The following is a 15,421-nucleotide window of genomic DNA, read 5'->3' on the forward strand; positions in this document are numbered from 1 at the left end:
CGACAGCATGACCGCATCGGCACCGTCGAACACCGCGGTGGCGACGTCGGACGCCTCCGCACGGGTCGGGGCGGGGGCGGAGATCATCGATTCCAGCATCTGGGTGGCGACGATCACCGGCTTGCCGGCCAGACGGGCGGCATGGACGATGCGCTTCTGGATCGAGGGCACGTCTTCCGGTGGCATCTCCACGCCCAGGTCGCCGCGGGCCACCATGACGCCGTCCGACATCTCGACGATGCGGTCGAGATGCTGGATCGCCTGCGGCTTCTCCAACTTGGACAGCAGGGCGGCGCGGCCGCCGATCAGCTTACGCGCCTCGGCCACGTCCTCCGGCCGCTGGACGAAGCTGAGCGCCACCCAGTCGACCCCCTGGTCGAGGGCGAAGTCGAGGTCGGCGCGGTCCTTGGCGGTCAGCGGAGACAGTGGCAGCACCACGCCGGGGACATTGACGCCCTTGCGGTCGGACAGCTTCGTGCCGGAAACCACCACGGTCTCGGCGAAGTCGGCGCCGCAGGCGGTCACCCGCAGCCGCACCTTGCCGTCGTCCAGCAGCAGTTCGGCGTCCGGCACCAGGGCGGCGAAGATCTCCGGATGCGGCATGCCGACCCGGCGGGCGTCACCCGGCTCCGACAGCAGGTCGAGGCAGAAGGACTGGCCGGCGGTGAGCGTCACCGGGCCGTCGGCGAAGCGGCCGAGGCGCAGCTTCGGACCCTGCAGGTCGGCCATGATGGCGACGGGGCGGCCGGTCTCTTCCTCCAGCGCGCGGATGGCGCGGACGCGCTCGCCATGGTCCTCGTGGCTGCCATGGCTGAAGTTCAGGCGGAAGACGTCGACGCCGGTTTCGAACAGGCGGCGGATCATCGCGGGCGAGGAGGAGGACGGACCCAGCGTGGCGACGATTTTCGTCTGCCGGTAACGGCGGATCGGCTTGGCAGTGCTCATGGGGGTAACAGGCTCCGAAGAGAAGAGGGTGGCCGTGCGGGGCAGGAGGGGGCGGGCGGCGTCGCCGCCTCAGACCGCCCCGAACCGGTAGACGATGGACCCGGCATACCATTGGCCGGGGCGCAGCACGGTCGAGGGGAAGGAGGGGATGTTGACGGCGTTCGGGAACTTCGACGGTTCGGCGCAGAAGGCGCTGTGTTTGGTGTAGAGCGTGCCGCCCTTGCCGATGTCGCGGGGGGCTTTGCCCTCCAGGAAATTGCCGGTGTAGAGCTGAAGACCGGGTTCGGTCGACAGCACCTCCAGCGTCCGGCCGCTGCCGGGGTGGAGGATGCGGGCCTGCAGCGCCGGCGCGGGGCCGGATGCCGGCTGGTCGATCACGTAATGCAGGTCATAGCCCTTGCCGAGCGCCAGCATGCGGTCGTCGGCGCCGATGCGCTCGCCGAAGGCAGCCGGGCTGCGGAAGTCGAGCGGCGTGCCGGTGACGTCCACCACCTCGCCCGTCGGCACCGCATTGTCGCTGAGCGCCAGATAGCGGCCGGCGTGGACGGTGACGACATGGTCGAGGATGGACGATCCGAGATCGCCCGACAGGTTGAAGAAGGTGTGGTCGGTGAAGTTGGCGATGGTGGTCTTGTCGGCCGCCACCGCGGTCCAGGCGATGGTCAGGGCGTTGTCGTCGCCGAGCGAATAGACCAGCCGCACCGGCAGGGTGCCGGGGAAGCCCTCTTCGCCGTCCTGGAAGACGTAGGTCAGTTCCAGGCTGGCTTCGTCCAACTGGCGGGCATCGAAAACGCGGAAGCGGGAACCGCGCTGGCCGCCATGCAGGGTGTTGGGCGGGCTGTTCACCGAAGCCTGATGCTCCACGCCGTCCAGGGTGAAGCGGCCGCCGTCGATGCGTCCGCAATAGCGTCCGATGAAGGACCCCATGGAGGGCTGGCCGCCCATCGCGCCATCGATGGTGTCATAGCCCTGGACGACGTCGCCCAGAGCGCCGTCGCGGTCCGGAACCAGGATCTGTTCGATCTTGGCGCCGTAATTGGTGATCCGCACCACCATGCCCCGGCCGTTGCGCAGGGTGAACAGGTCCACCGGCTTGCCGTCGATGGTGGCGCGGTAATCGTCGCGCTTTAGGTCGGTGTAGGTCGCCATGGTCCAGGCATCCCTGTGGAAGAGGTTACAAAAAACCGAGAAGCATCAGCCCCAGGATCATCACCACACGCAGGAGCAGTGCCGTTTCCAATGGGTCCGCGGTCATGGTTTGGGCCTCACCGGAAGCATCGTGGCATTATTATACTAATATATTAGAACCGAAGGCAAACCGCTTCGGTGGTTTTGAGCCTGGGCGGACAGTTTGCCGCAGGGGGTGGCGGTGAGGCTGGGAAGTTTTGCGAAATTTCGGGGCGTGGGGCGGAAGGAAGGCGCCGCAGCCCATTTGGCAAGTGATGATCGGAGAACGGTCTGGCCGCCGGCACCGTGGTCGACGGCCAGTAGTTCCGCCTCAAGCGAGTTCCGGCGGCGCGCTCACGCGCGGCCCAGCACCGTCGCGATGGCGCGTTCCAGCGCGGTCAGGTCGGGTTCGATGTGCGTGCCGGCGGGGAAGACGTTCTCCGCACCGGGTCGGACGACACCGATGAAGGGCAGGCCGTTGGTTTGCGCCGCCTCCAGGTCGGTCAGGGCGTCGCCGACGAAGACGCTGCGGGTGGTGTCGATGCCGTGGCGGTCGATCAGGTCGGCGACGACGATGGTCTTGTGGCGGGGACTTCCGGCGACCTCGGCGAACAGCGGCGTCCAGCCGCGGCGCTCCACGATCCGCCGCAACTCCGTTTCCGGCGTGCCGGAGGCGATGAACAGCGGATGCCGCTCGCCATGGCGGCGGATGAAGTCGAGCGCACCGGGGATCTCCTCGCAGGCGGTGACGGCGTCTTCCACCATCCCGCCGACGCGCCGGACCATCTCCTCGATCCGCTCCTCGTTCCGCGGCAGGCCCAGCAGCACCTGATCGAAATGGTGGAGCATCTGCCCCCGCGGCAGCCCGCCGTTGCGGTGGTAGAAATCGGCGATCGCCCGGTCCACCTCCGGGCCGTGCCCGCGGTAAAGGCTGAGGAAGGCTTCAAGCTTGATCGCGTTCGACTCGACAATCACACCGTCGAAATCGAACAGGACCGCTTGGCAGGGCAAGGTCATGTCCAGGTCCCGTTTGCAGGTCTTGATAAGGAGGGAGCGTCCGCAGGACGGAAAAGGAAGCCGCCGGCCAAAATAGCACGGCGGGCCTCAAGTCCGAGAGGAGCATCCGAAAGCCGGCCCAGGGTCGGCCGCCGGAGGCGACCAACGGGGCCGGCATGCGGCACCGGTTGCAATATATTAGTATGGTGATGCCGTGCAAAGCCCGTTCGGCGGCACTTTTCCCTTCGGCACAGGCGCTACCTCGAACGGGGCTGACGATTGGACAGCTACCTCGTCACCCTACCGGCGTGTGATAAGGGGTGCTTCGATTCTGACCATTCGCTTGCTTGTGATGGACGCCCAAGGCTGCCCGAACTCCGCCAACGCCGGGCCTCGCCGGTGAGACCGTCATCCGACATTGCCGTGCCGCCCGCCTTCCTGGCCGGCGTGGGCGAGGTGAGCGGGCTCATGCGCAGCCATGACTGGGATGCGACGCCTCTCGGCCGGCCTGCCGGCTGGCCGCCGGAACTGCGTGCCGCGGCCGGGCTGATGCTGAATTCCCGGCAGGCGATGTTCATCGGCTGGGGGGCGGAGGTCACCTTTCTCTACAACGACGCCTATGTCGAGATCCTCGGCACCCGGCATCCCGATGCGCTTGCACGGCCGATGGCGCAGGTATGGCCGGACGCCTGGCCGAAGGCGCAAGGCTTCGTCCGCCAAGTCCTGGGCGGCGAAGCGCTGAGGCACGAGAACTGGACGGTGCCCCTGGAGCGGAACGGCCAGCGCGAGGATGCCTACTTCACATTCTCCTATACGCCGATCATGACCATGGACGGCGCGGTCGGAGGCTTCCTCTGCATCGTGACCGAGACGACGGCGGCGGTGCTGGCCCAGCGGCGCATGGCCTTCCATGTGGAACTGGAGCACCGTCTGCGGGAACTGTCGGACCCGCTCGACGTGGTGGTCGCGGCGGCAGAGGCTATCGGGCGGCATCTCGGCGCCAGCCGTGTCGGCTATGGCCGGATGGACGATGGCGAGCGCTTCTTCACCACCGAACGCAACTGGACCGACGGAACGGTGCAGTCCCACATCGGCACGCATGACCTGATGGGCTTCGGGGAACCCGTGCTTACGGCGTTGCGCAAGGGGGAGACGCTGGTCATCCACGACGCCACCTGCGATCCACGCACGGCGGCGCCGGAGCTGCGGGCGGCCTTCGACGCCCTGGAATTCGCCGCCGTCATCACCGCCAGCCTGGTGAAGCAGGGGCGGATGGTCGCCGCGCTCTATGTGCACAACCGGACCCCGCGGCGGTGGCGCGACGACGAGATTGACCTGGTCGGGGAGGTGGCGGAACGCACCTGGTCGGCGGTGGAGCGCGTGCAGGCCGAAGCGGAGCTGCGCCGCGCCAACCGCCAGCTTCGGGCGGAGGGGGAGCGGTTCCGTGCCCTGTTCCGGCAGGCGCCGGGGTTCATGTATGTCTGGCGCGGTCCCGACCATGTCTACGAGATGGCGAACGACGCCTATTTCGACCTGATCGGCTGCCGCGACATCATCGGGAAACCGGCGCGGCAGGCTCTGCCGGAAGTGGCCGGGCAGGGCTTCTTCGAACTGGCCGACCATGTCTATGCCACCGGCGAGCCGTTCGTCGGCGAGGGGATGCGCGCGAGGCTGGCGCGGCGGCCAGGGGAACCGCTGGAGGACCGCTTCGTCACCTTCGTGTTCCAGCCCATCCGGGACGACCAGGGCCAGGTCACGGGCATGTTCGTCCAGGGCAACGACGTGACCGGGATGAAGCGCACCGAGGACGCGTTGCGCGAAAGCGAGCAGCGGCTGCGCATCGCGCAGGATGCCGGCGGGGTCGGCACCTTCGAACTGCGCGAGGACGGGATGCTGGCAGTGTCACCGGAATTCTGCCGGCTTTGGGGTGTCGAGCCGCGGCCTCTGGTTCCCCTCGAGGAGTTGGTCACCCTGATCCATCCGGCGGACCGGCCATCCTTGCCGACCCTTCAGCCCGGCCGCGTGCCGGCGGAGGGGTTGGGCTATGTCGAATACCGCATCCTCCGGCCCGGCAGTGGTCCCGGCAGTGGTGAGGCGCGCTGGATCGCCCGGCGCGCGCAGGCGATCACTCATGCCGGGCAGCAGGGGGAAGGGGGCGTGACGCGGGTGCTCGGCGCCTGCTACGACATCACCGACCGCAAGCGTGCCGAGGAGGCCCTGCGCGAGCTGAACGCGACGCTGGAACAGCGCGTGGCCGACCGCACCGCCGACCGCGACCGCATGTGGCGGCTGTCGACCGACATCATGCTGGTCGCGCGCTTCGACGGGACCATCACCGCGGTCAACCCGGCCTGGACCGCCCTGCTGGGCTGGCAGGAGCGGGAATTGCTGGGAACGGTCTTCCTCGATTACGTCCACCCCGAGGACCGGGAGGCGACGGGGGCCGAGGCGGGCCGGCTGGAATCGGGCCTGACCACCATGCGGTTCGAGAACCGCTATCGCCACAAGGACGGATCCTACCGCTGGATTTCCTGGACCGCGGTTCCCGACGACCGCTTCATCCACGCGGTCGGCCGCGACGTGACCGCGCGCAAGGAGTCCGAAGCCGCCCTGCGCCGGGCCGAGGAGCAGCTGCGGCAGGCGCAGAAGATGGAGGCGGTCGGCCAGCTGACCGGCGGGGTTGCCCACGATTTCAACAACCTGCTCCAGGCGCTCAGCAGTTGCCTGACCATGATCGGCCGCCGCACCGCGGAGCCGCGGGTGGCGCCGCTGCTGGAGGCGGGAATGCAGGCGGTGGACCGCGGCAGCAAGCTGGTCCAGCAGTTGATGGGCTTCGCCCGCCGCGACAGCCTGCGCCCGGAGCCCATCGACCTGCGCGACAGGGTGCTGGGCATGGCCGGCCTGCTGGAGCGCGCGCTGCGCGCCGACATCAGGGTCGAAACGCGCTTCGCCCCCGAGCTTCGTCCGATCGAGGTCGATCCGACCCAGTTCGAACTGGCGCTGATCAACATGGCAGTGAACGCGCGCGACGCGATGCCCCAGGGCGGCAGCCTGACCATCGCGGCGGAAAGCGCCACGCTCGAATCCGGCAATCCCACCGGCCTGGAGGGCGAGTTCGTGCGCCTGTCGGTCAGCGACACCGGGACCGGCATGCCGCCGGAGGTGATCGCCAAGGCCTTCGACCCATTCTTCACCACCAAGGAGGTCGGCAAGGGTTCCGGCCTCGGGCTGGCGCAGGTCTATGGGCTGGCCCGGCAGGCGGGCGGCACCGTCTGGATCGACAGCCGGCCGGGGCAGGGCGCCACCGTCACGCTTCTTTTGCGCGCCTCCGCCCAGGTGCCGCGGGTGACCGCTCCGCCGGCCCGCATCGCGATCCAGCGCCGGGATGCCGCCCGCGTGCTGATGGTGGAGGATGATCCGGTCGTCGCCTCCTCCGTTTCGGCGGCGCTGGAGGATGCCGGCTGGATCGTCCTGCGCGCCACCACCGCGGACGAGGCGCTGCCGATGCTGGCCGGCGGGGAGCGCATCGACCTGCTGTTCTCCGATGTCGTGATGCCCGGCCGGCTGAGCGGCATCGACCTCTGCCGCGAGGCGATCACGCTGCGTCCCGGCCTGCCGGTGGTGCTGACGACCGGCTACAGCGAGGACGTGGCGCGGGCCGAAGGCATCCGGATGCTGCCGAAGCCCTACCGCATCGACAACCTGCTGCAAGTCCTGAACGAGGCGCTGGCCGGAGCGACTCCGTCGGCTGAAATGGCCTAGGCGCCTCCGGCACCATTACCGACCCTGCGGTGCCACTGGTCTTCGTAGCGTCGGCGTTCCGCCGCGGCGGATGGGTCGCTGCCCATGGCGAAGGTCCAATAGCCGATCTGGAAGGCGATGTAGCAGGGCAGAAGGAATTCCAGAAGCCGCCGGTCAAGCCCCGCTGCCGTATCCACCGCACCGCACAGGCCGCGGGCCTGCGCATCGGACAGGTCGAATTCCACGATGCCGCCGGCCACGTCCCAGGCGATGTCCTGGCAGCCGATCAGGTCGTGGGCGGCGGCATGGTCCAGCGCATCGGCCTTCATCAGGCGCCCATCCGGCAGCCGCAGCCATTCCCAGCGATGCAGCCGGTTGTCGGTGACCACGCGCCGTACGGCGGCCTCCACCTCGGTAAGCCCGTCCGGCGTCCAGCGATCCAGCACTGCTGCGGCATCCAGGCCCAGCGCCTCCGCGACGTTGGTGCGTGCCATGGCCAGCAGGCCGGGCAGGGGGGCGCCGGAGTCCGGAGCGGCCGGCAGGTGCCGGGCGCGGAAGGCGAGATAGTCGGCGAGGCGGTCCACCATGTCCGGCGTGACGCCGGCAAGCGGGCGGGTCAGCGGACGGGCGCCCTCCAGCCAGCGTTCGGCGAGGAAGCCATGGCGCAAACCCGCCGGTTCGGCGGTGAAGCCCGCGGCGTGGATCAGGCGGGCGCGTTCAAGCGCATTCTCCCCGGCACGGCCCAGGCCGGCGAACTTCAGCAGCCAGGGGCCGCTGCCGGTGCGCAGGAGGAATTTCCGGCGTTCCTGCTGTGGATTGGCCGGCAAGGCGCCTGTGGAGTCGTGCAGCCGCCGCCATGCCCCGCCCGACAGGTCTTCCAACGGCACCAAGGCCGGGCCAAGCAGATCCTCGAACCAGCATTCCAGCGGCGGGAACGGCCCTTCGCCCGAGCGGAACAGTGAATCGAAATCGACGACCGGGCGCGCTGCGGCGGCCCAGCGCCGGCGGTGCGGCTCGGACGCCTGGGGGCCCAGGTCGCCGCCATGGCCGGGCAGGAAGGCGATCCGGTCTGCGCCGACCCCCTGTGAGTCCAGCCAGTCGGCCACCGCGCCGAAGGAACTGCCGGACAGGCCCGGCCCTTCGTCCACGATGACGTAGCTGGCCTTGGGATCGGCAAGCATTCTGGCGCGCAGACGGTTCGAAATCCGCAGTTCCCGTTGGAAAGGATGTCCCACCGGGCGCAACGTTATCGGTGGACAAGACTTCAGCGCCACTGCCGCCAGGGCCGCCAGTCCGGTGCCGATGCTGCGCAGCCCGATCACCATGGGAGCGTCGGCGAACCGCGGCGGCAGTCTCGCCGCGGCTTCCAGATAGGATTCCGGATAAAGGCTGTAGAAGGCATAGCCCTCCGCCCGCCGCATGCGGATCAGGTCCGGCAGGGGGAAGGCGGCCAAGCTCTCCAGAGGGCGCGGGTCGGGCGGAGCCGTGGCTTCCCGCCGCTCCACCGGCCGCCAGGATCCGGCGACCCGTTGTGCGAGAGCCATGACGACCGCCATGGCCGCCTGCTGCAACGGCGTGCAATCATCCTCGCCGGTGCTGTGGAATTCCGAGTCGGCGAGCCCCTGCGCCAGTTCCCCCGCTTCGATGAACAGCGTTACCAGGGCACCGTGCCGTTCCGCTCCGGGGGCGAGGCGGTCGGCATCGGCAAGCCCCTGTTTCAGCCGTGCGATGGTGCGGCGTGGATCCTCGCAGGTGTCCTGGTCGCCGTAGACCAGCATCGCTCACTCCCCGCCGAACGCGGTCACCAGGTCGGGAAGAACAGCAGCAGCAGGGCCATGACCGCGAGGATGCCCAGAATCGTCCACATGGCGGGACGGCCCAGGCCCCGCGAGGTGCCGGCCTTCGGAAGTTCAGTGCCTACTTTCCGGAAATTGCCAGCCATCGTGTGCGCTCCTGAATGTGTCGATCTGTCGGTAATCAACAGGGCGGGGCCGGCAAAGTTGCCGGTTCCGGATGCGGTTCCCCATCCGGCGCAGGTTCCGCCAGGGTCTGCCGAACGAGGTCACCGGACGCGCTTTCCGCTTTAACGCCAATGGGTTGATTGGAATTTGCGTTTTTCCCGCGGGCGGATGCGAAAAAACCACTTCCCAAGCGCACCGCCAGTGGGCAAACTCTACACAAGAAATAGAAAAGAAAGCACGGATACCACGAAAGAAATTCGTGCAATTCAGGAGCTACCCAAGGAGACCCCCGCCATGTCGCTTCGCCGCCTGACCCTCCTTGCCGCCGGCCTGACGCTGGCCTGGCTGGGTGTTGCCGCCGCAGATTCCAAGGACGCGCTGCTGAACGTCTCCTACGATCCCACGCGGGAATTCTATGTTGAGTTCAACAAGGCGTTTGCCAAGAAGTGGGAAGCGGAAACCGGCCGCGCCCTGACCGTTCGCCAGTCGCATGGCGGCTCCGGCAAGCAGGCGCGGTCCGTCATCGACGGCCTGGACGCCGACATCGTGACCCTGGCGCTGGGCTATGACATCGACGCCATCGCCGATGCCGGACTGCTGCCGAAGGATTGGCAGACCCGCCTGCCGAACAACAGCGCCCCCTACACCTCGACCATCGTGTTCCTGGTGAAGAAGGGCAACCCGAAGGGGATCAAGGACTGGAACGACCTGGTGAAGCCGGGCGTCCAGGTCATCACCCCGAACCCGAAGACCTCCGGCGGCGCCCGCTGGAACTATCTGGCGGCCTGGGCCTATGCCCTGCAGGCCAACGGCGGCGACGAGACCAAGGCCAAGGAGTTCGTGTCGCAGCTGCTGAAGAACGTCCCGGTTCTGGACAGCGGCGCCCGCGGTTCCACCGTGACCTTCACCCAGCGCGAGATCGGCGACGTGCTGCTGGCCTGGGAGAACGAGGCCTACCTGTCGCTGCAGGAATTCGGCGCCGACAAGTTCGAGATCGTGGTGCCCAGCCTGTCGATCCTGGCCGAGCCGCCGGTCGCCGTCGTCGACAAGGTCGTCGACCGCAAGGGAACCCGCAAGGTGGCCGAGGCCTACCTGCAGTTCCTCTACACCCGTGAGGGACAGGAGATCGCGGCCAAGAACTATTACCGTCCGCGGCTTCCGGAACTGGCGACCCAGTATGCGGGACGCTTTGCGGATGTTAAGCTGGTCACGATCGACCAATTCGGGGGCTGGCGTGCCGCGCAAGAGAAGCATTTCTCCGACGGTGGTGTCTTCGACCAGATCTTCCAGAAGGGGCGCTGACCCATGGTCGCCGCTGCCGACAGCGACGGCGCTCTGGCGGGAAAGGGGGGGGCGGTGACGGTCCGCGCCCCCGTTCCCCTCTTCCGGAAACCCAGCGTCATTCCGGGCTTCGGGCTGACGCTGGGCTTCACGCTCACCTATCTCGGCTTCATCGTTCTGATCCCCCTGGCCGCCCTGATCCTGCGCTCCAGCAGCCTCGGCTGGGGCGGCTTCTGGTCGGCGGTGACCACGCCCCGGGTGATCGCCGCGTTCGAGGTCAGTTTCGGCCTCTCCTTAGCCGCGGCGCTGACCAACGCGGTGTTCGGCTTCCTGGTGGCCTGGGTGCTGGTGCGCTACGACTTCCCCGGCAAGCGGCTGGTCGACGCGCTGGTCGATCTGCCCTTCGCCCTGCCGACCGCGGTGGCGGGCATCGCGCTCAGCGCGCTCTATGCGCCGAACGGCTGGCTGGGCAAGCCGCTGAACGAGCTGTTCGGCCTGAAGGTCGCCTTCACGCCGCTGGGCATCGCCATCGCGCTGACCTTCATCGGCCTTCCCTTCGTCGTCCGCACCGTCCAGCCGATCCTTCAGGACCTGCCAGCGGAGGAGGAGGAGGCCGCGGCCTCCCTCGGCGCCTCGCGCTTCCAGACCTTCCGCAGCGTGATCCTGCCGGCGGTCCTGCCGGCGTTGGTGACCGGCTTCGCGCTGTCCTTCGCCCGCGGCGTCGGTGAATACGGCTCGGTCATCTTCATCGCCGGCAATATGCCCGGCCTGACCGAGATCGTCCCCCTGCTGATCGTCATCAAGCTGGAGCAGTACGACTATGCCGGCGCCGCCGCGGTCGGCACGGCCATGCTGGGCGTCTCCTTCCTCATGCTCCTGATCCTCAACCTTCTGCAGCAGTGGATGAGGTCGCGCCATGCCCGCTGATATGCCCGCCGGTACCAGCATTTCCGCGCCGGCCTCCATCCCGGTGCCGCCCGCGCAATCGGCCCTGACCGAACCCGCCTGGGTCCGCGCCGCGCTGATCGGGGGAGCCCTGCTGTTCCTGGCGCTGTTCCTGCTGCTGCCCCTGGTGGCGGTGTTCGTGGAGGCGCTGCGCCGCGGCTTCGACGCCTACTGGACGGCGCTGATCGAACCGGACGCCGTCGCCGCGATCAAGCTGACGCTGATCGTCGCGGCCATCTCGGTGCCGGCCAACCTGGTGTTCGGCGTCGCCGCGTCCTGGTGCGTCGCCAAGTTCGACTTCCGCGGCAAGAACCTGCTGATCACGCTGATCGACCTGCCTTTCTCCGTCTCGCCGGTGATTTCGGGCCTGATCTATGTGCTGCTGTTCGGCATGAACGGCCTGTTCGGCACCTATCTGCGCGACATGGGCATCCAGATCATCTTCGCGGTGCCGGGGCTGGTGCTCGCCACCGTCTTCGTCACCTTCCCCTTCGTGGCGCGCGAACTGATCCCGCTGATGCAGGAACAGGGCTCCGACGAGGAGGAAGCGGCGCTGGTGCTGGGTGCATCCGGCTGGCAGACCTTCTGGCGCGTCACGCTGCCCAACATCAAATGGGCGCTGCTCTATGGCGTGCTGCTGTGCAATGCCCGCGCGATGGGGGAGTTCGGCGCCGTGTCGGTCGTCTCCGGCCATATCCGGGGAGAGACCAACACGATGCCGCTGCATGTCGAGATTCTCTACAACGAATACAATTTCGTCGCCGCCTTCGCGGTCGCTTCGCTCCTGGCCATGCTGGCCTTGGTCACGCTGGTCGTGAAGACGGCGCTGGAGTGGCGATTCGGGGACGAGCTGGCGGCGGCCCGGCACTGATCGCCGGACTCTGGAGAGGAATACGCGACCCATGGCGATCCAGGTTTCAGGCATCACCAAGCGCTTCAACGATTTCATCGCTCTCGATTCCGTCGAACTGGAGGTGAAGTCGGGCGAGCTTCTGGCCCTGCTCGGCCCCTCCGGCTCGGGCAAGACCACGCTTCTGCGGATCATGGCCGGGCTGGAAAGCCCCGATGCGGGCGGCCTTCTGCTGAACGGGGAGGAGGCGTTGGGGCTGAAGCCGCGCGACCGGCAGGTCGGCTTCGTCTTCCAGCATTACGCCCTGTTCCGGCACATGACCGTGTTCGAAAACATCGCCTTCGGGTTGAAGGTGCGGCCGCGCGGCCAGCGCCTGGGCAGCGCCCAGGTCCGCCAGCGCGTGACCGAACTGCTGGAACTGGTGCAGTTGTCGCCCTTCGCCGCCCGTTACCCGGCGCAGCTGTCGGGCGGCCAGCGCCAGCGCGTGGCGCTCGCCCGCGCGCTGGCCATCGAACCGAAGGTGCTGCTGCTGGACGAGCCGTTCGGCGCGCTCGACGCCAAGGTTCGCAAGGAACTGCGGCGCTGGCTGCGCAAGCTGCACGACGACATCCACATCACCTCCGTCTTCGTCACCCACGACCAGGAGGAGGCGCTGGAACTGGCCGACCGCGTGGTGGTGATGAACCAGGGCCGGATCGAGCAGATCGGCACCCCGGCGGAGGTCTACGACCACCCGGCCTCCGCCTTCGTCTACGAATTCCTCGGGCAGGTGAACCGCTTCGACTGCACGGTGGAGGGGGGGATCGCCCATGTCGGCGGCGGCGCCCTGACAATCCCGACCGAAGGCAGCGTGCAGGGACCGGCGGTGGCCTATGTCCGCCCGCACGACCTCGGCGTCACCCCGGCCTCGGCCGGTCCGGCGCGCATCTCCGGCATCCATGTCGTCGGCCCCGATGCGCGGATCGAGATCGACCTCGCCGGTCTGGCGCTGGAGGCCGAGATGGACCGCGAGCGGCTAGCCACCCTCGGCATCGTCGCCGGCGACCGCTGCGCCGTGCACATCGACCGGGCGCGGGTCTTCGCCCGGTAAAGCTTATGATTTTCCGTGCGATTCACGCTTCAGGCGATTCCGTCTGAAGCGATCGCGCTTTAGTCGGCGTTCTTCTGCTCGGCCAGCGCCCGGTAGTTGCCCTCGCGGTAGGCCTTCAGGCTGAGGTCGACCGCGGCGGTCTCAACCCCGGCGCTGCGCAGCACGAGGCCGGCGAGCTGCAGGCTGGCCTCCATGGTTTCAGGCACGATGGCGGTCGCTCCCGCCCCGGCCAGGGCGGCGCTTTGCCCCAGGTCATGGGCGCGGGCGATGATCGGCAGCGTCGGGGCCGTGGCGTGGATCGCCTCCACCGCGCGGTGCGCGGCATCCGGCCGGTTCAGCGTGATGACGGCGGCGCGCGCCCGTTCGATTCCGGCGGCCCGCAGCACGCTCCCCTGGCTGGCGTCGCCGTAATAGACGGGCAGCCCGTCATGCCGCGCCGCGGCGATGCGCTGCGGCTCCAGGTCAAGCGCCACATAGGCGATGTTGTGCTCGGTCAGCAGCTTGGCGACCGCCTTGCCGACGCGGCCGTAACCACAGATCAGCACATGGCTTTTCAGGTCGCTGGTCTCGATGCCGAAGGCCTCTGCCCCCATCCGGGCCTCGATGAACTGGGCAAGCCGCTGGGCCAGGGCGCCGATGGCAGGGGTCACCGCCATGCTCAGCGCGACCGAGGAGGACAGCAGCAGGCCGGTGTGACCGTCCAGCACCGACAGCCCGACCGCCTTGCCGATCAGCACGAAGGCGAATTCGCCGCCCTGCGACAGCAGCAATCCGATCCGCAGCGACGTCGCCAGCCCCAACCCCGACAGACGGCAGAGCAGAAACAGCAACAGGCTCTTGCCGACCAGCAGCGCGGCGGTGATCGCGGCGATGGTCTGCGCCTCCGCCATCATCACCGGCAGATCCAGCGACATGCCCACGGTCATGAAGAACAGGCCGAGCAGCAGGCCGCGGAACGGCTCGATGTCGGCTTCCACCTGATGGCGGTAGGCGGTGTCGGCCAGAAGCATGCCGGCCAGGAAGGCGCCCAGCGCCATCGACATGCCGGCCTCTGCGGTCAGCCAGCCGACCGCCAGCACCACGAACAGGTTGGTGGCGGTGAACAGCTCCGGATTGCCGGCCGACGCGATGAACCGATAGGCCGGGCGGACGACGAAGCGGCCGAGCAGCATGATGACGACGATGGCCGCCACCGCCTTGCCGGTGGCAAGCGCCAGGGCGAGCGGGATGCTGGCATTGGAATCCGCAAGCAGCGGCAGCAGGGTCAACAGCGGCACCACCGCCAGATCCTGGAAGATCAGGACGGCGACCGAGATGCGGCCGAAGCGGGCAACCGTCTCCCCACGCTCGACCAGCAGCTTCAGCACCGTGGCGGTGGAGGAGAACGCCAGCATGCCGCCGACGATCAGCGCCGCCTCCGGTGTAAGGCCGAGCCACCATGCGACGAAGCCGATGGCGGCGCTGGTCAGTCCGACCTGCATCAGTCCCAGGCCGAAGATGTAATGCCGCATCGCCCGCAGGCGTGAGACCGGCAATTCAAGCCCGATCGCGAACAGCAGGAACACGACGCCGAATTCCGACAGCACCTGCGGCACCGCCAGATCGACCACCGGACCGGGGGTGTGCGGGCCGAGCATGGCGCCGGCGACCAGATAGCCCAGCACCGCCGGGATGCGCAGAACCTGGAACAGCGGTACCACCACAATCGCCGCCAGAAGCAGGAACAGGACGTCCAGGAGGAGGGTGAAATCGTGCATGACCGGATCGCGATGGGGCAGGGGCGCAACTGTATGGTCTTGCAGAGGCCAATCCCGCAAGTGCATCCCGCAGATCACCCGACGAAGAAGCCCTGCTCCTCCCCATTCCCATTTGGAAGCCGAAGCGGGACAGGTGGGGTAGGGCAAAATCGTGACGTGGTGAATTTTGCCCTGGACGATCCGGATCGGCCTGCGTATATAGCCGCTCCTCGGCTGACGGCGGCACCCGGACAGGGATGCGGTGACGGTCGAGACCCCGATTGATTGGGGCAGGGTCGTTTCCGCTCAGTGCTCCGCCGACGCTTCGGTGGAGAGGCCGAAAAAAGGGCTTGACCCGATCGGCCGAGAGAGCTAGAAAAGATGCCTGCCAGCGTGAACCGGTCGGTTTGCGCTTCCCCGATCTGAAATTGATGACTCGTCGATCCGGTTCACCGGGCGACGCCGCGTCGTGATCGGGATGGATCTTGGACATTGTAGATCGTGAAGTCGAGAAGGGATGCGCAGGCGGCGGCAGTTGGTAGCCGTTGCGGCCTTGGGTGTTGGGTTCCCGGAAGGGGATCGGCACGATGAGGATCGTCTGTGCATCTTTTGAGCAGAGAAACTGTATCAGTATCGACGTTTCAGGAGATCGCGTCAGGCGGTCCTGTCAGTCGTGGCTTCGGTCGCGATCTGAACCTGAGAGTTTGAT

General features: G+C 67.8%; 11 protein-coding genes. 5 read left to right on the plus strand and 6 right to left on the minus strand.

The genetic code is table 11. The features are described 5' to 3' along the window. The 3 genes from pyk to VD964_RS00880 all read right to left on the minus strand — a co-directional run. Positions 1 to 945 (minus strand): pyruvate kinase (gene pyk, locus VD964_RS00870; protein WP_324864573.1); only part of this gene is annotated, 945 nt, incomplete at its 3' end. Positions 946 to 1,014: 69 nt separating this feature from the next. After that, entirely contained in the window at positions 1,015 to 2,094 is a 1,080-nt protein-coding gene (locus VD964_RS00875) for an aldose epimerase family protein (protein WP_324864574.1), read from the minus strand. A gap of 372 nt (positions 2,095 to 2,466) precedes the next feature. Beyond that, complete coding sequence (locus tag VD964_RS00880) at positions 2,467 to 3,129, minus strand: HAD family hydrolase (RefSeq protein ID WP_324864576.1); 663 nt, start codon at positions 3,127 to 3,129, stop codon at positions 2,467 to 2,469. A gap of 402 nt (positions 3,130 to 3,531) precedes the next feature. On the opposite strand from VD964_RS00880, the gene VD964_RS00885 reads away from it, so the two are divergent. Further along, positions 3,532 to 6,870 (plus strand): PAS domain S-box protein, encoded by a 3,339-nt coding sequence (locus tag VD964_RS00885; protein WP_324864578.1) that lies wholly within the window; start codon positions 3,532 to 3,534, stop codon positions 6,868 to 6,870. Here the strand turns inward: VD964_RS00885 and VD964_RS00890 are convergent. Together VD964_RS00890 and VD964_RS00895 are read right to left on the minus strand one after the other, a co-directional pair. Further along, complete coding sequence (locus tag VD964_RS00890; RefSeq protein ID WP_324864580.1) at positions 6,867 to 8,627, minus strand: hypothetical protein; 1,761 nt, start codon at positions 8,625 to 8,627, stop codon at positions 6,867 to 6,869. The genes VD964_RS00885 and VD964_RS00890 overlap by 4 nt on opposite strands. A 23-nt stretch (positions 8,628 to 8,650) precedes the next feature. Beyond that, positions 8,651 to 8,791 carry a hypothetical protein gene (locus tag VD964_RS00895; protein WP_188092503.1) on the minus strand — a complete coding sequence of 47 codons (141 nt, stop codon included), beginning with the start codon at positions 8,789 to 8,791 and terminating at the stop codon, positions 8,651 to 8,653. Between the two features lie 313 nt (positions 8,792 to 9,104). On the opposite strand from VD964_RS00895, the gene VD964_RS00900 reads away from it, so the two are divergent. Genes VD964_RS00900 through VD964_RS00915 form a run of 4 tightly spaced genes read left to right on the plus strand, consistent with a single transcriptional unit; the run spans position 9,105 to position 12,976 of the window. Beyond that, positions 9,105 to 10,112: a sulfate ABC transporter substrate-binding protein gene (locus VD964_RS00900; protein WP_324864584.1), complete on the plus strand. Its 1,008-nt coding sequence runs from the start codon at positions 9,105 to 9,107 to the stop codon at positions 10,110 to 10,112. A gap of 3 nt (positions 10,113 to 10,115) precedes the next feature. Then, positions 10,116 to 11,018 carry a sulfate ABC transporter permease subunit CysT gene (gene cysT / locus VD964_RS00905; protein WP_324864586.1) on the plus strand — a complete coding sequence of 301 codons (903 nt, stop codon included), beginning with the start codon at positions 10,116 to 10,118 and terminating at the stop codon, positions 11,016 to 11,018. After that, on the plus strand, positions 11,008 to 11,907 hold the full coding sequence (gene cysW, locus VD964_RS00910; RefSeq protein WP_414637087.1) for a sulfate ABC transporter permease subunit CysW: 900 nt from the start codon (positions 11,008 to 11,010) through the stop codon (positions 11,905 to 11,907). The genes cysT and cysW overlap by 11 nt, the downstream gene beginning before the upstream one ends. Positions 11,908 to 11,938: 31 nt before the next feature. Beyond that, positions 11,939 to 12,976, plus strand: a complete 1,038-nt coding sequence (locus VD964_RS00915; protein ID WP_324864588.1) for a sulfate ABC transporter ATP-binding protein — start codon at positions 11,939 to 11,941, stop codon at positions 12,974 to 12,976. Positions 12,977 to 13,035: 59 nt separating this feature from the next. On the opposite strand, the gene VD964_RS00920 is transcribed toward VD964_RS00915, so the two are convergent. Then, positions 13,036 to 14,733 (minus strand): monovalent cation:proton antiporter-2 (CPA2) family protein, encoded by a 1,698-nt coding sequence (locus tag VD964_RS00920; protein ID WP_324864590.1) that lies wholly within the window; start codon positions 14,731 to 14,733, stop codon positions 13,036 to 13,038. Positions 14,734 to 15,421 lie beyond the last annotated feature (688 nt).

Origin of the sequence: Azospirillum sp., from assembly GCF_035628975.1 — a bacterium.
Classification (GTDB): Bacteria; Pseudomonadota; Alphaproteobacteria; order Azospirillales; family Azospirillaceae; genus Azospirillum.